Source organism: Kothea flammea (genome assembly GCF_052161645.1).
Taxonomy (GTDB): domain Bacteria; phylum Planctomycetota; class Planctomycetia; order Pirellulales; family Pirellulaceae; genus Laterigemmans.
In genome coordinates, this window is the sequence record NZ_CP197414.1 from 320365 (window position 1) to 339353 (window position 18989).

Below are 18989 nucleotides of genomic sequence, written 5' to 3' on the forward strand. Positions count from 1 at the left end.
GCTGGAACACATGGTTGTGAGTGGTCGTGGACCAACGTTTGCTCTCCGTTAAAGACACTGCTCGACTGCTCGAAGATTCGCCTGTACATTTGGATCCTAACGGACGTTAAAAAACTATTGATGAGCAAGACCGCTATCCTTCCTCAATATGCGCTGCTGAAGAAGCGAAATCGCTGGCGGAGACGTTTCTACATCCTCCTTGCTTGTTGGTTGATGACCACGATCCTGCTCTCGTTTCGGCCTGTCCGGGGGGGGATTGCTTACCCGCTTTTCGTGCATGACCCCGACGCTGCGGGTGACGCTGCATACGTGATGGCAGACGGATACGCTTACTGGGAACGCGTCCGTGCTGCATCTGATCTCTACCATATGGGGCGTGTGCCGAGGCTGATCGTACTGGCGGAAAATGAACCCGCAGGTTATAGTTTCGTACAAAAGAGCACGCAAACACGACTGCAACGTACCATTGAGTACTTCGGCTTGCTCGGCGTCCCCGCCGAAGATATCTCAACAGTGAGCGTGCCATCTTCTGCGATGTTCGGTTCGCTTAGCGAGGCGAGAGCAGTCGCAAAACAAGAGCCAGACCTACGACGCTTGGTTGTCGTCACGTCTGCGGCTCACACCCGCCGCAGTCAACTTTCCTTTCGCCGCTCAATGCCACCTCAAGTTGAAATTCAATGTTTTGCGGCGTCCCAACCCGGAGAAAGTGTCGAAATCGACGGACCATTGTGGATTGAATATGCCAAGCTCGCGGTGTATTTTTTTGTCGCCAGGTGACCGCGCGCCGCTGCGGGGAGGTAGGCTAATCAACCTATTGCGGTCTTAATCAACAAAGTTTATGCCTCCCAAGTTCTCGCCGTTTCGAATCAATTGAAAAGCTGACGAATTCCAAAAGTAAAGAAAGATATAATGCCAAAATTGAGGATTTCTTCTTTGCAGGAGTAACGCAGTAGAAGTTTGTCTCCGGGTTGGACGAGCAAGCGTTCTTGTTCGTCTTTGATGGCTTTTGCTAAATCAACCTCGATGGCATATTGAGTTCCGTCGGGACGTTGTCTGAAGATAAACAATTGTGAAGGGATGACGCCCGTCCCGGGCATCATGCCTCCGCCTCCGCCTCCGCCACCGCCTCCGCCAGCTGACTGAGCGTTTCCATAAGAGTAGCCAGCAATCGCCATTGCGGCGAAGATGTCCACATCGTAATCACGAGGTAGGAGATGCTCACCGCCGGGTAGCATTCCGGCAGTGTAAAACACTTCCGTTTGACGGTTTGCAATGTAGATTGTGTCGCCACTCTCTAGGATGACCGAGTTTGGGTCGAGTTCCAGTTGTGTGCCGCGGGGGACGCGCATCGGAATCACCAAATCGGCCGAACCAAACGAATGGGTTTCGATGGATTCTGTGCAGTGGCCCGGAGGTAAGGTCTGAAAAGAGGTGCCGGGAATCAGAATAGTCTGGTTTGGTGGCGACAAATTCCGATGCGATTGTCGGTAGACTTGAATCTCATTCTTCGCGGCAAGTCCTGGGAGCCCACCGGTTGCCATCAACGCTCCCAGAATATCATTTTGATACGCGGGAAGGTCCACCGTCATGCCAGCGGCCGCGTGGTCGTTGCCGAGGGGGCTTTGTCGGCCCGTATCTTCTCGGATCACCGTGACGAGATAGGTGCGAGCTCTTAGTAGGGTGACGACCGGATACGTTTGTTGGTCACGGAGAACATTTTCAACCAAATAGCTGCGTCGGATTGCCTCCGCCGCCTCTTCAACCGAAAGCCCGGCAACGTTGAGTGGCTCTATCGATGGGAGGGTGATTTTACCACTTTCTTGCACGGCAACGGGAAAGCCGATGGAGGGTTGCAGATCGCTGCCCGGTTCTGGAAAGTGGATTGGGGGAAGTTGGGGCACTTGTTGCGGTGGATTAAAAGGGATGACTCCGGGCACATAGATCGAGAGCACATCTCCGGCCGCCAGCCGATAGGTCTCGGGACGCGGCTGTGAGAGCTGGGTCACGTCGATCGGAACTAGATCCCTTTTGGCCTCACCGCGAGCATCGGGCGGGAGGCAGTTAGCGGGTACGCCTCGAATCGGAAAGGTCAGTGAAGAACATCCTGTCAGGCATCCTTGCATAAGTAGGAAACCCACCGCTGACATCATCTGTAGCTTACTCATTATGCTCTCTCATGACTGACGAATCCATTCGTCGACCGCCGACTCATTCGGCCGTCTTATGTGTTCCTTCGACAATGCGAGGCAAGTCAAGCCAGTGCACAGCCGAGGATCGGCATCGATTCCTGAGCAGGTTCCCTCGCAGAACCTAAGACCAGCAAAACTGGACTCTCGGGAGGGTGGGGCGCATCATCGCCAGGGTGGAGTGGATTAGGAAGGGTGGTTAAACGGTGAGTGACGTCGGGTTAGGCTGGATGGCCGGAGCAAGATCCAGCTTGAAATTACGCTTTCTATTCAATGAGGCATTAATTCTCAGTAGTTCAAGTAGTCCAGTCACGGGATGCCCTGGAGCAGAGCAGGTTTGCTTGGTCATCGTCAATGAATGTCTCGGTTGCTGGGTCAATTCTGAGCTTGCGCTGCAAGATCCAAGCGATTGCCGCGGCATGGCACGCGATATGGGAGTGACGCATGACTTGTGGATTTGCGTTCGCCGGTTTTCGAGAGCGGACGCAATCGAAAAAATTGCGAGAGTGAGCCGTAACGTCAAGTCCGCGAACTTGTTTGCTTGATTTCGGTAGTTGAGCGTCGAGGGTGGATGAGGAGGTGACAATTTCACCGCTGTCGCCCGTTTCCACCCAGCCCGCATCACCGATAAAACGTACTGGACAGGTACCCAGGCGAGTAATGTAATGGGGGGACCGATCACCGAATGGATCAGGTAGGAAATCAATGATTAATTCGACGCCATTCGAGTAGCGGCAGATGATATTCTTCTCTTTGGGTTCATATTCTATGGGTAATGTATCATCCGCTTGGTTGGCCCATTGGCAGAGGTCAACCGTGTGGGCGCCCCAGTCCAGCAGGCGAGCCCCGGAGTCAAAGTCCCACTGACCGCGCCAGCCGCCATTGACATACTGTTCGTTATAAGGCCGCCAAGGTGCGGGGCCCAGCCACAAGTTCCAGTCAACCATGTCAATTGGCGGTGTGGCTTGGCTGGGAAGCCAGGAATTGTCGAGGACCGGCTGATAGACGGACGCGTGTAGCGTGCGTAGTTTTCCAAGCTTGCCCTGGTGTGCCAGATCGACTGCTGCGCCGAAATTGGGGACGCTGCGACGTTGTGTGCCGGCTTGGAACACCCGTTCGGTGCGTTGCATCGTGTCGGCTAATTGCTGGCAATCGGCGATCGTGATGCCACAAGGTTTTTCACTGTAGACATCTTTTCCTGCTTCGGCGGCCAGGATTGAAGCGGCAGCGTGCCAGCGATCTCCCGTTGCAATTAAGACGGTATCGATGTCCTTACGACTGAGCAGTTCTCGAAAATCCCGGTGGAGCTCGCAGTCCGCATTGCCGTAGTGAGTGTCAACGAGTTTCTTGCCCGCCTGCCGACGATTCTCTTGCACTTCGGCAATCGCGATGCAACGAATGTCGGCGAGTTGCAGCATAGCTTTGAGATCATAGGTGCAGCGAGGGCCAATTCCGATCACGCCCAGCGTGATGCGATCATTGGGGCTCGTGGCAGCTGAAGTAGTGTTGGGGTTGAGGTGGAAGCCACCGGTGAGTGCCCCAGCGGAAGCTGCGGTGAGCGTGCTGAGTACTTGTCGGCGGGTCTGTTGGGTGCGAGAAGGCATCGTCATTGTCCATTTAATGGGCGAGATTTTCGCATAGCGGTGTGAAGGGTCGTGGTTTGTTCGAGCCCTCAGTATAAAGCATGGGTAATTGGTGAGCGAATTTCCCGCCCGGTTTTTTGTGCTGGGGTTGTTTTGGTATCTGGTTCGCTTAGTGCGAGTAGCGAGTTTTTTGGAACTGTTCTTTTGATCATTTTCAGGATGAATGAATTACCAAATACGGAATTTTAATTCGCTGTCGCGCATGTGGAAAGCCGATAGGAACTCACGAAGGGAGCGATCGGTGCGTGGACCTGCCCCGAAACGCTTCGAGTCGCGCCCTTTGAGTTTCCGAGGGATTGCGAGTAAGGATCGATGCGTTTACTCTGCCCAGTGACGCTTCTTCCTTGCTCGCGTCCCGCGGGGCTAGATTCCAGGAGAGGCATCATGCCCGCCTGATTTTCACAGGCTTTCTATTGCCCACCGCGTGCTAATTCGCGGGTACAGGTTGGGTCAAGAACTACCGCCAGGCCCGTGTCCTGTCTCATTGCAGGGGGGGCGTCTTTGCCGGCTAGTTTATCGGTTATACTGATCATGAATTCTTTCACTTGCGACCGGTGCTCGATTTACTTTTGCTGAGCCCCGGGCCGGGCAGGCAGCGTGAATGGATTTTTGTCGCCTTCTCGGTAGCAGCGGTTGTTCGAGTAGGCTGTGCTATTTTTTCACGTCTCTGGAAAAGTTTTTATGTTAATGCGTGCAACGGTTGTAATGCTTAGTTTGGTTTCTGTGGTTGGCGTCGCCAATGCGGCAGAAAGCTTAACGCTTGACACCAAAAAGTCGAAGATTGAGTTTGTGGGAGCAAAGCCCGATGGAAAGCATGCGGGTGGATTTAAGGAGTTTACAGCGAAGGCGATGGCTGATTTTGAAGATCCCACGAAGGGATCTTTGGAGATTGAGATTGCAACTGCAAGTTTGTGGTCGGACGCCGAGAAATTAACGAGTCATTTGAAGAATCCCGATTTCTTCGATGTCCGCAAGCACCCGAAAATCAATTTCAAATCGACACAAATTGTCCCGGGAGACGAAGCGGGGCAAGTGAAGATATTGGGTGTGATGAAAATGCTCGACAAGGAAGTTAAGGTGGAGATTCCGGCAACGGTCGAGGTCAGCGACGGCGGGGTTAAGCTGGTCAGCGACTTCAAGATCGACCGAACTAAATGGGGTATGGATTATGGTAAGGGCAAGATTAACGATGAGGTCGCCATCAAGGTGACTTTCTTGTTCACTCGTTAATTGTCGAGCCGCATTGCCAAATGCCGAGCTGCATGACGGATTGTTCAGCTCAGCATCTTGATGCGCTCAGCGAACGATCCACCGATGGTATGTGCCCGCTCTCGCATATCGAAAGAGTTGTTATGGATGCACTTGACGTTTGCGAGGGTGAGTGGTGTATAGATTCGCGATGAGTTATGAAGGTTTGGGATAAATGGATCAGCAAATTATTATTTGGGGTGTGGCTGTTCCGGGAGTCGTCGCCTTGTTTGCTTGGCTGCTATCAATGGCAGTTGGGCGAGGCTTGAAGTCGACGATGGGTTTGGATGCTTCTGAAAAGCCGGCGACAGCGTCGGCAGTCCAGGGGAGCTTGTATGTTGTTGGTTTCAGCGTGGCGCTTGGGCTCGCATTATATGGTCGTCAGACGTGGTCGATTTGGCCGGAGGATGTTTGGCAGAGGGTGCTTTGGCCGATCTCGCTGACGGGCTTGGCAATGGCGATTGTGCTCGGCGATCGCCCCAGCCTGGAGCGCTGGCGTTGCCTGCTGGGATTGCTGGGTGCCGTAGCGACGGCTTACGTGGTGATCCCGACCGGCAGTGGCTGGGAAGACACGGTTGAATTGCATCGGTTTTGGGTGTTGGCTGTTGTCTTGAGCGCTTGCTGCAATATGTGGAGCTTGGATTGGCTGGCACGACGCGGCACTGTTCGCTGGGTCCTGCTGGTGGCGATTGCTGGACAGGGAGGGGCTGCGATGCTGGCGGGCAGCGAATTTGGCAGCTTGGCGGAGTGGCAACTGGCTGCGATCTCTGTCACCTCCGTTGCCGCCCTGATTGCGATGATTGGCGGGCAGTGGGCCGCCCTGGCGTTGCTTTATCCGGCAATGTTAATGGCCGCCGCCACCATAGCCTCGTGGCGATTCTATTCATATACGGATTATCCCTGGTGGCTATATGCAGTCGTCTTGTTTTTGCCTTCCGCGATTGGTTTGCTTGACTTGTTGCTGCTCAGCAAGCAAAGCACTTGGATGAGAGTCTCCGTGGCTGCCGTGTTTGCTGTGATGATGCTTGCCCTGGTTGCTTGGCAGGCTTTTGGAGCCAGCGGTGAGGCGGAGTGGTAATTGGTTGTGTTGATCTGCAAGCGTTGGGGACCGCAAGACCACACTTAAGGATTTGTGTTGGGGGGGCGTGCCGAGAGCTCTTTACGCTTGTTTACGGGACGTTCGCTTTCGGGCATTGTTGTCTCGTATTTTGAGGCGCTGTCGTAAGCGTTTTGCACTTCTTTTGCTAGGGATTCGAGCTGGGCTTTGTGGTGGAGCGATTGGTTTTCCAGCGAGTCGATGACGCGCTGCTTAACTTGTACAGCCAATGGAGTGGAATAGGCTTGGTGGCGTTTCCACCCATTGATAACAAGGGCTTTTGTCAATTGGTCGATTCGTGCTTGGTCGAACTCTGAGTTCGCCAGTAGCGAGTCGCGACAAATCGTGGTGATTTCATCGAGAATCCGTTCGATTTCGGGAGTGGAATCTTCCATACCGGTTGTTCGCTTTGGGCTCGAGGGAAATGGGTTTTTCGGTTGCATCATATTGGCTGAGCTAGCGGGCGTGATGGGCTAGCGGGCGTGATGAGCAGATCGGCGACCGGCATAGCCGCTGAGGGCGATCAGAATCACGGCGCCCAAGAGGGAGCCTATCCAGCCGCTGGCTTGGAGCGGTTCGCCACCGAAAATCAAGTACGCCGCAAATCCTCCGACGAATGACCCAGCGATGCCGAGCAGCATGGTGCCTAGCACCCCGATCGATTGTTCGCCTGGCATAATGAGTCGCGCTAGAGCGCCGATGATAAGACCAAACAGCAGCCATCCAAGAATAGGTATGAGCATGTAAATTCCCTGTGCGTGATCACTGGCGGGCAGGAGCCAACGTGGTGTCGTGCCCCAATGAGTGATTTACAGCACAGAGTGCAAAGCTCATGCCAAGGTGATGGTGGCGGGGGCCTGGATCGCTGCGCCGGCTGGTGATTGCTAAGCCGATTATTGCTTGAGTTACTGGTCAGTTGCTTGCAGAACGACAAATAACGAGTGTTGGTACTGCAATTGCACTAGGGCTGGCTCGTGAGCTGCCAGCGCTGCTAAATAAAAAATCGGGCAAGTTATCGGGCAGCAACAACTAAGATTCACCCAACAAGATTCACTCGACTCCGCGCAGGTGATAGAAAGATGCCAAGTGAAAATCGTGTTTTAAAGATCGTCTTAGCGATTTTGTTGCCACCGGCTGCGGTCGCGGTGCACTCGGGGATCAGTGGTCAGTTTTGGCTCAACTTAATTTTGACGATTTTAGGATTCTGGATCGTGGGGATCATTCACGCACTCATCGTTGTGCTATAGCCGATGGTGTTTCGCCAAGTGGATCTTTTTTGAGTTGTCGTTCAGCAAAGCTGTTGACGCTATCGAAGTCAGCCAATTCGATGCGGCGTCCACGCAGGCTAATTGCGGTCGACTTATCTTGGTGCACTACGTCCAGCGTGATCACCATGAGGCAATTGCCGGTGGGTGTGCGAGCGAATTTGACCTCGCCAGCTATTGCTTTCGAGCCGCCGGTGAGTTCTACGCCGCGCAGGCTAAGTTGTTGTCGGAGGGCAGCGGTCAGCCCCTTGGCAGCCGTGCTGGAGCCTTGGGGTGATTTGATTTCAACGCCGGCGAGTGCCGCATCAAAGTTATCAGCGAGGTAGCTGCTGAGTTTCGTACCAAGTCGTGTGATTTCCACCTCGATTGGGTCGCTCGCAGGGGGGGTAGCCTGGCTTGGGCTGGCGACCAGGGCCGCCAGGCACAGTACGCTGGGCAGGAGCAAAGGTTGCAGGAGCAAGTTTGGCATCCAGCGGCGACACGATTCGGCAGGTCCTGGGGTGAACATTTGCATCTAACTTGATCCCGATAGTCCGAGGCTTTGCTGAGGGCTTAGTCGCGAGTTTGTTCCGCGTTCTCAGTGGATATGGAGAATGGGAGCGTTTTGCGACGGGAATTCCGCGGATTCATGAAAAAATTCTTTTTCTTTTCCGTTAGTGACCAGAGGTGTCACACGCCCTTGCGATGATTGTCGCAGTGAGGTGATTGGTTCGCCTCAAGCCGCAGTTTTTATTGGTTGCCAGAGGGAGTCCAGGGAATGCATTTGTTATTGCGACGCGCGATGGAACAGCCTGAAACTTGGGTGATTTCGCTTGAATACGTCGACTCCAAAGGGGTCTCCAGTCGCCGCGTGGTCAGTCCGATCAGGATGCTCGGTCGCCGGAGATTTTTGGCCCTCTGTCTGTGCCGCGAAGAACCACGGCAGTTTTACTTGGAACGCTGCCAGAACGTGACCCTGTTACCCGCTGCGGAGGTAATGATGCCGGTCGCGATGGGAACGTAGAGAATTTTGCTGGTCGGGTCCGTTGGGTGGTGGCGGCTGGATCGATTATGATTGTCGGCTGGCGACGATTAACGAGCAAGTTTCCAGTCCCCTGAGAATTTTGATTCCCCCAGCGTTTTTCACTCCACCCCAACTTATTGAGGCAAGCGGATGACTCAGCAAATTCCTGATGGCGACGATGTAAACATGCCCCCCAATGGGCTTTCTCGTCGTGCGGCAATCATGGCGACCGTGGCGGGTAGCGCGGCGGCTCTTGCGACGACCGGGCGGGCGGTTGCCCAACCACCAAAGGAGGTCAGTGTGGCAACACCCGCTGAGCAGGATGCAGCGGCCGTCGATGCTACGAATGGGCGTTTGCATCAGTCGGTTTGCCGCTGGTGTTTTAACGGAATGTCAGTCGCCGATTTGGCGGCCGCGGTTGCCAACCTGGGAATGGTGGGAATCGATTTGTTGGGGCCTGATGATTTTGCCACCGTCAAAGAGCACGGCCTGGTTTGCACGATGGTCACGTCGCATCCATTAACCGATGGCCTCTGTGATCCCAAGTACCACGACATGGCATTGGAAAGCCTGAATAAGGCGATCGAAGCGACTGCGGCCGAGGGCTGGCGCAATGTGATTACCTTCTCGGGCAACGCGCGTGGTATTGACCGCGAACAGGGAATGAAGAACTGCGTGGATGCGCTCAAGCGGATTGTGCCGGTCGCCGAGAAGCACAACGTAATTTTGAATATGGAGTTGTTGAATAGCAAGGTAGATCACCCAGATTATATGTGTGACAATTCGACGTGGGGAGTTGAGTTGTGTAAACGAGTGGGAAGTGACAATTTTAAGTTGCTGTATGACATTTATCATATGCAAATTATGGAGGGGGATATCATTCGCACGATTCAACGGGATCATCAATACTTTGGCCACTACCATACGGCTGGCAATCCGGGGCGGCATGAGTTAGATGATCAGCAGGAATTGCTATATCCACCGATTGCGCGGGCGATCGCCGAGACTGGTTTTGATGGCTATTTCGCTCATGAATTTATTCCGGTCCGCGATCCGCTTGCGGGGCTTCGTGACGCAGTGCGCCAGTGCACGGTTTAGCCAGCACGGTTTAGCCAGCACGGTCTAGCCAGCATGGTTTAGCCAGCACGTGTTATGGCGTGTCGATACTATAGTGTTTGAGTGCTGAAACTTCACACCCTAAGAGTGACTCCATGAAACGACGTGATTTTCTGCAAGCGGGGGCCGCCGCAGCTAGTCTGGCTGCCATTGCTCCCAAAGCATACGCGACGGCTAGCGAGGCCAAGCGACGGGTGGGGCTGATTGGCCCGGGGTGGTATGGCAAATGTGATTTGTTACAGCTATTGAATGTCGCGCCCTGTGAAGTTGTTTCACTCTGTGACGTCGATTCGCGAATGTTAGCGGAAGCGGCTGATTTATTTGCCTCCCGTCAAGAGTCGGGTGCGCGACCACGCACTTACAGTGATTATCGACAACTGCTGGCTGAGCAAGATTTAGATATTGTGATGGTTGATACCCCCGATCATTGGCACGCGTTGCCAATGATCGCGGCGGTTGAAGCTGGAGCCGATGTTTGGGTGCAAAAGCCGACCGCGATAGACGTTTTGGAAAGCAAGGCGATGGTTGACGCGGCCCGGCGGCACCAGCGAGTTGTGCAGGTTGGTACGCAGCGGCGAAGCACACCGCACTTGATCGAGGCAAAAGAGCGAGTGATTGAGGCGGGGTTGCTGGGAGACATCGCGCATGCCGAGGTTTATTGCTATTACCACATGCGGTCACAGCAAAACCCGCCTGATAGCAAAGCTCCGGAAACGCTTGATTACGATTTCTGGACAGGTCCGGCGCCGTTGCGGCCTTATAACGAATTGGTGCATCCCCGAGGCTGGCGTGCTTTCATGGAGTATAGCAACGGTATTGTCGGTGATATGTGTGTCCACATGCTCGACTTGGTTCGCTGGTCGTTAGGTTTGTCATGGCCGAAACGCATTAGCAGTAGTGGTGGTATTTTAGTCCAGCAGCAGGCTAAAGCGAACACGACTGATACGCAGACAGCAACGTTTGAGTTTGATGATTTAAACGTTTGTTGGACGCATCGTAGTTGGGGAGACCCGCCCGATCCCGAATTTCTCTGGGGAGCCACCATATATGGCAGCCAAGGGACGCTGAAGATGAGTGTCCAAAAGTATGAGTTTATTCCCCGCGGAAGAGGCCAGCGGTTAAGTGGCCAAGCAGTCATTGAAACCGACAAATATCCGCGTGATTTAGATGATCAGAAGCAGTGGAACCTGGAGTTGCCGGTTGCTTCGGCGATTCGAGGTCACATGCAAAATTTTCTTGATTGCATTGATTCGCGAAAGCGTCCGGTGGCTGACATCGAAGAAGGGCATATTTCATCAGCCAGCTGTATTTTGGCTAATAATGCCTTGACGTTGGGCCGGACAATTCAGTGGGATGCGGAACAGCATCGAGCGGTGGATGATGAGCAAGCCAATGCCCTGTTGCTGCGGCCTTATCGCGAGCCGTGGGTGCATCCTGCGAACGCTTAGCCGTGCCAAGTGTGGTTTGGAAAGTGCTTGGTTCGTTCAGCCGCCGATTTTATACATCGGTCGATCGGGTTGCCGAAACGTGGGCTGCGTGATTAGGTGGCCCGCTTGTTTGGCCGACACGCAGCGACGAATTTCGGCTAGCAACTCGGCGTCGGTTGCCGCTTCGGTAAGCAGAGGTTTCAGGGACCATTCTTGATGCGAGAAGAGGCAGTTTCGCAAAGCACCTTCTGCGGTCAGGCGGAGTCTATTGCAGTTTCCGCAAAATGGTTCGGAGACGGAATTGATAAAGCCAATCGTTCCCTGTTCGTTTCCGTAGCCAAAATCGGTCGAAGGTTGGGAGGGATCGGTGCGGGGAAGTGGAGTCAGGGGGCCGAGTTGTTTTTCAATTTGGGCTCGCAATTCGGCCCCGCTCAGCACTTGGCTGGTTTGCCAATCGCGATCGCCCCCCAGCGGCATGTATTCGATAAAGCGAAGGGTCAAGCCGCGCGAGAAGGCAAATTCAACGAGCGGCATGATTTGGTCTTCATTGAGCCCTTTGATAGCGAGCGCGTTTAAGCGGACGGAGGAAAAGCCAGCCTCGATTGCCGCCTCGATGCCGCGAATGACCTGAGCCAAACCGCGACGGCGGGTGATGCGATAAAAAGCGTCTTCGTGAAGTGCGTCAAGGCTGATGTTGACACGTGATAGCCCGGCGCGACGAAGTTCTCCAGCGAGCCTATCGAGCCGCATGCCGTTGGTAGTGATTGCCAACTCCTTTATCCCGGGGATCGCACGAAGGCGTGCGATTAGTTCGGGCAGGTTGCTGCGGAGCGTCGGTTCGCCTCCCGTGATGCGGAGCTTTTCAATGCCGACGCTGGCCAAGATGCGAGTCAGTCGGACGATCTGGTCGAAGGACAGTAAATGTTCGGATTCCTCAAAGTCGTCTGCCGACTCGGGCATGCAATAGAGGCAGCGCAGGTTACAGCGATCCGTGACGCTGATCCGTAGGCTGGTATGCACGCGGCCAAAAAGATCAACGAGTTGGCTTGTGGTCTTGGCGGCAACGATCGGAAGTGTAGCCATCGACAATGAAAAAGCGGAGGTGGAAAAAAGCAAAGTTTGGTTGTTACGTGCGGCGGGTAATCGTTCCGGTTGCGTCTCTCGATTGCTAGTTTAACACTCGTTGAGCAACAGAGCGAATTGCTTGGCCGAAGAATTACTCATTTAAAGTGGTGGAAGGACAGCCTTTTGGCCACGGGCACTAGCAGTCCGAATATGATGTACGATAAGCGTTATTCAGAGCCTCGCCGCTCCAGCCCACCCCACATTTCCCACCCGCCTCCATCCGATATGTCTGGATCGTTCCCGCAACCGCTGCAGCCCCCCACGCTGGTCGGCTGCCTCAACGTCGTTTGCTTGTTCGTGTTGGCGATGATTTGCCAAACTGCTGGAGGGCAAGCTGAGCGGGGGCAAGCGGCAGCCACCCAATCGCTCGGCCGGTCCGCTGGGACCTCGTTTGCCGAGGATATCCAGCCGTTGCTCGGTAAGTATTGCTTGCGCTGCCATCAACTCGAAAATCAAGAATCGGGGGTACGGGTTGACCAGCTCTCCGGTGAGATTCTGGATGAGCAACTGAGCCTACTCAAGGGGATTCAGCGGCAGATTGAGCAAGCGGAGATGCCGCCGGCCGACGAACCTCAGCCTTCGGCGGAAGAGTCAGCCCAGTTGCTGGCCTGGATTTCGGAATCGATCATCGCCGTGCGGACGCGGAACACGGAGCGGCACGGCACGGTTCGGCGATTGACCGTTTCGCAGTATCGCAACACGCTGCGCGACCTGTTGGGTTTGGATGAAGATTTGACCAGTGTCTTACCACCTGATGCCATTTCAAAAGAGGGCTTTTCGAACAATGCTCAAGCGATGATCTTGTCGCCGTTGCAGGTGGAGTCGTATTTGGATATCGCTATCCAGGCGCTCGAACTGTGCATTGTGGATGAACGGACTCCACCGGTGATTCAAAGCTTTCGCATGGAGTTGGGCAAGGGGATTAACGACAACCCATGTCCGGACTCGTTGATCTTGGGTGCCAACAGCGCGCTGCTGGATAACGCTGATTTCCTGGTCACGCAGCCCGAGCAAGCCAAACCATTTGCATTTACGCCATTCGCGATGCGAACCAATTACGACTTTATCGAGGGTTACCAGGGGAATGATACGGTTCGCGGCTGGCGGAAATTTGACAGCATCTATCATTCGGTGTTTGCCTGTGTCCGCGGCACACCCGGTTATCCCAAGGGGGAAGCTTATGAAGTGATTGACGAAGGATTGCTACTGCGTCCGGCGATTCCGAGTGCTGAGATTTTTGGCGTCGAGAACACCTATGGTCCTAAAGCTAACTTCAAGATCTCGCTGCGTGAACTTCCCAACTCGGGAAACTTTCGGGTGCGAGTTCGCGCCCGTCGATATGACGATGCACTGCTGCTCGACGACGCCTCTCACTGCGATGATGCGTTCTTTGCTGTTCGCCAACCTGCGGCCGACGCGATGTTTGTAGAGCTTGGCTCTCGCGAAAACAGTAAATCGCCAGGAACAGGGGCCGTCACCGTCGCTCGGCCAGGTATCTATCGGGTGGACGTGCACTTGTCCACTCCGGCCAATTCGCAGCACTTTCAATTGCAACTAGGCGATCGGCATTTTTCCGCAAAGCTGCCGAATTCCAAACCAGTGTTGGTTGACCCGGACGCCGCTGGTGCCAGTGCCGAAGACACCCATGCGACGCCGTTCATGGTGGTTCGTTTAGAGGAGGGAGAGTTCGCCATGGCGGCGCGGGCGGGGGATAATGCCGGCCTGCTCGGCGTTCGTCTCAGCCGGCTCGATGAGAGTCACCCGCTAACAAAAGAGTTTATAAGATTCGAAAATCGCACACCAACTTTAGGTGTCCATCTAGGGTTGCGGCGCGACTGTGGCAGCACGTTAACGCAAGTGGGAGATTTGCAACGTGTTGCACATGAGGGATGGCAGGAGTATGTCTTTGAGGGGGCTATCAATAATTTCCCCAGCCCCATCGTGGAGGCCAACAACGTCAATTATCTGGCCGGCATTCGCGAGATCGGGGTCCGCAGCGAGTACACGGACGGGCGCGACATGCCTCGTCTGCTCGTTCGCTCGGTCGAATTCGAGGGACCTTTATATAACAAATGGCCCCCGGTAAGGCATCGCAACATTTTTATCGACAGTCCAGATAAGGAAGAGCCAGAAGCATACGCCGTTGCGATTCTCGAGTCATTTGCCGAGAAGGCGTTTCGCCGACCGGTGACCGAGGCGGAACTGGATCGATTGATGCATGTGTGGCGAGTTTCCTATGATGAGCAAACCGATTTTGTGCAGAGTATTAAGGACGCTCTGTCGGTGGTTTTAACTTCACCGCAGTTCTTGTTTATCATTGAGAACAGCCGAGGGCCACAGGCCGAAGACTTGGATGAATATGAGTTGGCTGCCAAGCTGTCCTATTTTTTGTGGAACTCGCCGCCCGATCAACGGCTTCTCCATTTGGCAAGTACTGGTACGCTGCGTCACACGTTGAACAACGAAGTTGATCGTATGATCGTCGATCAGCTTTTTTCCAAATTTGTGGAGCAGTTTACCAGCGAATGGCTGAGTCTGGACAAGTTTGATGTGGTTTCGATCGATCGGGATATGTTCCCCGATTTGACGCGGGAGGCAAAAGCACAACTTCGCCAAGAGCCAGTTCGGTTTCTGGAGCATCTTTTCCGCGAGAACTTGCCGGTTCGGAATCTAGTTAACTCTGATTTTGTGATGGCCAATGAAGTTGTCGCCAGCTACTACGGCTTGGCGGATGCAGCCGATCAAGGCTTCGATTTCATCCCGGTGCCTCATGCTCAAGAACAACGGTTGGGAGGAGTTCTGACGCAAGCGGCCATTCTGGCCGGGCTGTCCAATGGTCGAGAGTCTAATCCGATTAAGCGAGGGGCTTGGCTGGCGCGAAAGATCATCGCCGAACCACCCGCCGATCCACCGCCGAATGTGCCGATGCTGGAGGAGGATCATACTTCGGAGCTGACGCTCAGGCAGCAGTTGGAGGCACATCGGAATCAAAAGGGATGTGTTAAGTGTCATGAGGGGATTGATCCTTGGGGAATCCCTTTTGAGGCGTTTGATGCCGCTGGGCTGTTCCGCATGGTGCCGGAGGCGGAGACCACTTCTCAACTTCCAGACAGTGACGAACTGGCGGGAGTTATTGTGCCGGGGAGCGAGGTCAAGCATTTCGGCGAGTTGCAAGCTTATTTAGCGACGGAGCGGCTTGATCAAGTCGCATTTAGCTTGATGAAGCACCTCGCCACGTATGCCACGGGGCGTACGCCCACTTATAACGAGATTGTATTTTTGCAGGAAAAAGGCTTAGAATTGAAGGCTCGTGGTTATCGTACGCGAGACATGCTGCACTTTATCATCAACAGTGACCTGTTTTTAAAAAAATAACGTGAAAGGCCGAATGCGATGCATGCACCCGCTCCATTAAATCGACGCGCGGTCCTGAAGGGGCTGGCTGGCGTTACGTTAGCGCTTCCTTTGTTGGAGGCGATGGGAAAGTCGGCGGCGGAAGAGGTGCCGCGTCGCTTTTGTGCGTTATATACGGCTAATGGCATGTCGTTGCCCAAACCGGCGAACGAGATCGATGAATGGAGTTGGTTTCCGAGGCAGGTTGGCAGCGACTTTGAATTTGGCAAGTCGACTGAGCCGTTGCGACCATTCCGCGACTCGCTCACCTTCGTCAGCGGTTTGTATCATCCCAACGGCGTGCTAGCCGATCCACACATGTGTTCTGACATGTGGTTGACTGGGGCTCCCTTGCATAGTCCGGAACCGGGCAAGTTTAATTCGGTGGGCCTGGATCAGTTGATCGCTCAACACACCAAGCAATTTTGCCGTCAACCATCGCTGGTGCTGTCGATTGACGCTGGGGTTGGTTTCTTGTCTCGGACGGGAACCATTTCCTACAACGTGGAGGGCAAGCCCATTCCGGCGGAGAACAATCCGCGACGTGTTTTTGATCGCCTTTTCCGAGGTGATCGCAATTCGCTGCTTCTGCAACGCGAACAACTCAAGAAACGGATTCGCTTGGTAGATGCGGTGGTGGAGAGTACGCGGGCTCTGAATCAGCGATTGGGGCAAGCCGATCGCGAAAAACTTGATCAGTATCTGACTGCTTTGGATGAGATTGAAGCTCGCTTGGTTGCTGCGGAAAGGTGGATTGATATTCCACTGAAGCCACAAGACTATTCCCATTTGGACTTGGATCTGACTAATGAAGGGGAACCGGGTGCGTATTACCGTAACATGCTTGATCTGATCGCCCTCGCCTTCGATGCGGACATAACGCGATCGGTGGCCTTTATGTTGAATCGTGAAGATGGGATGGGCATCAGTGACACGTTTCCATTAAAGCTTGGTTTGACGCGAACCCACCATAATTTGTCTCATGCTGGGGACAAAGCTGGCCAGCTCGAGTTTGCCAAATACGATTTGTTTTTAAGTGAACAAGTCGCTTACTTGCTGAGCCGGTTGCGAGAATTTCAAGATGTCAACGGTAGCGTCCTGGATAACACGCTGGTGCTATTTGGGAGTGGCTGTAGCACGACGCATTATCCCAAGAATTTGCCAACGCTCCTTGCAGGCGGAAAAAACATGGGGCTGCGGCATGGCAGTCATCTTCAGCAGCCTGATACGCCCATGTCAAATCTTTATCTGAGTATTCTGCATTCGTTAAACATCGAAGTGGACACCTTCGGTGATAGCCGAGGCACGCTGGGAAGCGAGCTGTTCGGCGCGTAGTCGGCTTGGCTCAGGCGGATGCAAAACGCGTGACCGAGCGCAAAATACCTTCAGGTTCTTGCCGTGGGTGTGGCAGGAAGATGGTGTCAGGAAAATAGGGGCGGTGTAATTTATCTTCCTGCCAATGTCACGTTTTCTGTAGCGTGTTGAAAGTGATGCAATGAGGGCCAATGTTGATCCATGCCAACTCTGGAACCAACAGCAACATTGTCGATGCCAATCTCGCCAAAGTCACCCGCGTGTCGCCTGATGGACGGAGCAGAACCTCGAGGCGGATTCGTTCGCGCGACCCGATGGCACGGCAGCTAACAGTTTTTAACGAACATCGGCTTTGCGAAACCGGTGTACGTTATGCTGATCACATTAAGTGACGGGCGCGTTCAGGGTTGGTGGCAATGAATTTGTTCGTCGACCTGTTGCATGGTATGGAGGTCAACCAATCAAAGTTTACCGAAGTAGTTGGGCTCGATGGAGAAGTGTTGCAGTTTTTTGCGAAGGCTAACGCGGGTGATTCCCAGCAGGCGAGCTGCTTCGCCCACGTTGCCGCCGGTGCGATTGAGGATCTCGGTAAAAAGTCCACGTTCAAATTGCTCAATCGCTCGCGCGTAAAGGTTTGTTGACGAATCGGATACCATTTGATCGATTAGCACCGACCAAATCCTTGGTGTGGCCCCGTCAAGTTGATCGTCAAGTTGATCGTCAAGTTGATCGTCAAGTTGATCGTCAAGTTGATCGTCAAGTTGATCGTCAAGTTGATCGTCAGCCACGAGCATGGGCTCGCCTGTGGCCAGCTCAGCGTTGCTGCTTTTCGCGTCGGGCAAGCGGGTGTTGTTGGTTGCAGTTTGATCAGCCTGCTCCAGCAACCCGCTGTGGGAATCAGGAAAAAGTTCTTGCAATAAATCCTGGAGTTGATCTGCGGACGATAGATCCGCGGCGGGTGGAGGTTCGGGCGTTTGGTTACCTTTGGTGGTTACTTTTTGAGGACGAAGAAAATGGCAGACGATTAGCCGTCGCAACTGAGTGATGTTTCCCGGCCAGTCATAATTGTCAAGCAGCTCACGCTGGGTTTCGCTGAGCCGGATGCTGGGGCGTTGGCAGATGTGGAGAGCCGGCGCCAGGCACTGAGTGAAATGGTCGACCAGTAACCCGACATCGCCGCGTCGATGGCGGAGTGGTGGAAGCCCAATGAGATGGCTGCTGAGTTCAAAAAATAAATCAGCCCGCATGCGATGGTCGGCGACGAGGCGTCCTAGATCATGCGAGGTGGTGAAGACTAGGTGGGGACGGTGGCTTTTGTCGCGATGTGGTTCTTGGAGCCAGTTCAGCAGCTGCAACTGGACCGCTGGTGGCAGGTGGGCGAGTTCGTGGAAGATGATGGTGCCCACGTCTGGGTGGTGAAGCAGTCCAGGATGTTGCTGCGAATCTTCGGTTGAATCGGCGGCAAATTCGGCTGGGCCAAACAAGGCTAGCCGGCAAGCCTCTTTGCCCAGTTGGTTGCAATCGATGCTCCAGCAGCTGAGCTCGCGTCTTTGAGATCGTTGGTGAATGGCGAGCGCCAGCTGTGCCTTACCGCTGCCCGGCTCTCCCTGCAGCAGCAAGGGAGCCGGTTGCTCGGAGAGTTGATCCACTGCTTGCAACACTTGTCGAAACGCTCGGCTGCGGCCGATCAGCAAGTGACCGGCGGAGAGTTCGCGGCGGGGACTGGTCAGCAATTGTTGCACTTCATCCCAGCAAGTTGCCTGGCTAAGCTGATCGCTGAGCAGCAACTGGCACTGCTGAGCATCTTCCAGGACCAACAGGGGCGTCGAGGCGAAGAGCTCGCGAAAGGTCGCTAGCAGTTGACGCTTGGGGTCGAGTTGGTCATCGGGATGAACAATCAGCAGGCGCGACGGATAGGCGGCTATCTGCGGCAGGGTCAGTGGATCGTAGGGAGTGGCCCGAATTAGCAGAGCTGGTTCGCCGCGTTGAGACCAATCGGAATGATTGTTCAACGGCTCCGCTTCGCCGTTCGGTTGTGGAGCGGCATCCTCGGCAGACGCAGTGGCGAGTCCAAGCTGGTTGCCGAGCAGCAGGCGTTTGGGGGCGATAACTGTCACACGGGGAACGCGAGCCACCGTGGGACCGACCGGCATGGAAGGCATTGATCAGCAGG

Annotated in this window: 16 protein-coding genes; 9 read left to right on the forward strand and 7 right to left on the reverse strand. The window is 54.3% G+C overall.

From position 1 onward, the window contains the following. Positions 1–120: 120 nt before the first annotated feature. Positions 121–777 (forward strand): YdcF family protein, encoded by a 657-nt coding sequence (locus SH139x_RS01130; protein WP_488353453.1) that lies wholly within the window; start codon positions 121–123, stop codon positions 775–777. Positions 778–866: 89 nt separating this feature from the next. Here SH139x_RS01130 and SH139x_RS01135 read toward each other — a convergent pair whose 3' ends face one another. Together SH139x_RS01135 and SH139x_RS01140 are read right to left on the reverse strand one after the other, a co-directional pair. Then, positions 867–2165: a polysaccharide biosynthesis/export family protein gene (locus SH139x_RS01135; RefSeq protein WP_488353454.1), complete on the reverse strand. Its 1299-nt coding sequence runs from the start codon at positions 2163–2165 to the stop codon at positions 867–869. 317 nt (positions 2166–2482) lie between these two features. After that, positions 2483–3790 (reverse strand): Gfo/Idh/MocA family protein, encoded by a 1308-nt coding sequence (locus tag SH139x_RS01140; protein WP_488353455.1) that lies wholly within the window; start codon positions 3788–3790, stop codon positions 2483–2485. Positions 3791–4510: 720 nt separating this feature from the next. Between SH139x_RS01140 and SH139x_RS01145 the strand changes: the two genes are divergently transcribed. Together SH139x_RS01145 and SH139x_RS01150 are read left to right on the forward strand one after the other, a co-directional pair. After that, positions 4511–5059, forward strand: coding sequence for a YceI family protein (locus SH139x_RS01145; protein ID WP_488353456.1), 549 nt, complete (start codon positions 4511–4513; stop codon positions 5057–5059). A 193-nt stretch (positions 5060–5252) separates the two neighbouring features. Beyond that, the gene (locus SH139x_RS01150) at positions 5253–6155 is read left to right on the forward strand and encodes a hypothetical protein (protein WP_488353457.1); all 903 of its coding nucleotides are present in this window, start codon (positions 5253–5255) and stop codon (positions 6153–6155) included. A gap of 44 nt (positions 6156–6199) precedes the next feature. On the opposite strand, the gene SH139x_RS01155 is transcribed toward SH139x_RS01150, so the two are convergent. Then, a complete protein-coding gene (locus SH139x_RS01155) occupies positions 6200–6568 on the reverse strand; it encodes a hypothetical protein (protein ID WP_488353458.1) in 369 nt (122 codons plus the stop codon). 78 nt (positions 6569–6646) lie between these two features. After that, positions 6647–6916, reverse strand: coding sequence for a GlsB/YeaQ/YmgE family stress response membrane protein (locus SH139x_RS01160; RefSeq protein WP_488353459.1), 270 nt, complete (start codon positions 6914–6916; stop codon positions 6647–6649). A 336-nt stretch (positions 6917–7252) separates the two neighbouring features. On the opposite strand from SH139x_RS01160, the gene SH139x_RS01165 reads away from it, so the two are divergent. Beyond that, positions 7253–7420: a YqaE/Pmp3 family membrane protein gene (locus SH139x_RS01165; RefSeq protein WP_488353460.1), complete on the forward strand. Its 168-nt coding sequence runs from the start codon at positions 7253–7255 to the stop codon at positions 7418–7420. Here SH139x_RS01165 and SH139x_RS01170 read toward each other — a convergent pair. Continuing rightward, a complete protein-coding gene (locus tag SH139x_RS01170; RefSeq protein ID WP_488353461.1) occupies positions 7404–7952 on the reverse strand; it encodes a hypothetical protein in 549 nt (182 codons plus the stop codon). The two genes, SH139x_RS01165 and SH139x_RS01170, sit on opposite strands and share 17 nt — an antisense overlap. 243 nt (positions 7953–8195) lie before the next feature. Between SH139x_RS01170 and SH139x_RS01175 the strand changes: the two genes are divergently transcribed. The 3 genes from SH139x_RS01175 to SH139x_RS01185 all read left to right on the forward strand — a co-directional run bounded on the left by SH139x_RS01175 (position 8196) and on the right by SH139x_RS01185 (position 11005). Further along, positions 8196–8441 (forward strand): hypothetical protein, encoded by a 246-nt coding sequence (locus SH139x_RS01175; RefSeq protein WP_488353462.1) that lies wholly within the window; start codon positions 8196–8198, stop codon positions 8439–8441. A gap of 150 nt (positions 8442–8591) precedes the next feature. After that, the gene (locus tag SH139x_RS01180) at positions 8592–9539 is read left to right on the forward strand and encodes a hydroxypyruvate isomerase family protein (RefSeq protein WP_488353463.1); all 948 of its coding nucleotides are present in this window, start codon (positions 8592–8594) and stop codon (positions 9537–9539) included. 113 nt (positions 9540–9652) lie between these two features. Next, on the forward strand, positions 9653–11005 hold the full coding sequence (locus tag SH139x_RS01185) for a Gfo/Idh/MocA family protein (protein ID WP_488353464.1): 1353 nt from the start codon (positions 9653–9655) through the stop codon (positions 11003–11005). Between the two features lie 36 nt (positions 11006–11041). Here SH139x_RS01185 and moaA read toward each other — a convergent pair whose 3' ends face one another. Beyond that, positions 11042–12067, reverse strand: a complete 1026-nt coding sequence (gene moaA, locus SH139x_RS01190; protein WP_488353465.1) for a GTP 3',8-cyclase MoaA — start codon at positions 12065–12067, stop codon at positions 11042–11044. A 267-nt stretch (positions 12068–12334) separates the two neighbouring features. On the opposite strand from moaA, the gene SH139x_RS01195 reads away from it, so the two are divergent. Continuing rightward, complete coding sequence (locus SH139x_RS01195) at positions 12335–15484, forward strand: DUF1592 domain-containing protein (RefSeq protein ID WP_488353466.1); 3150 nt, start codon at positions 12335–12337, stop codon at positions 15482–15484. An 18-nt stretch (positions 15485–15502) separates the two neighbouring features. Then, complete coding sequence (locus SH139x_RS01200; RefSeq protein ID WP_488353467.1) at positions 15503–16837, forward strand: DUF1552 domain-containing protein; 1335 nt, start codon at positions 15503–15505, stop codon at positions 16835–16837. Between the two features lie 440 nt (positions 16838–17277). On the opposite strand, the gene SH139x_RS01205 is transcribed toward SH139x_RS01200, so the two are convergent. Then, positions 17278–18978, reverse strand: coding sequence for a sigma-54-dependent transcriptional regulator (locus SH139x_RS01205; RefSeq protein WP_488353468.1), 1701 nt, complete (start codon positions 18976–18978; stop codon positions 17278–17280). Between the last annotated feature and the right edge of the window lie 11 nt (positions 18979–18989).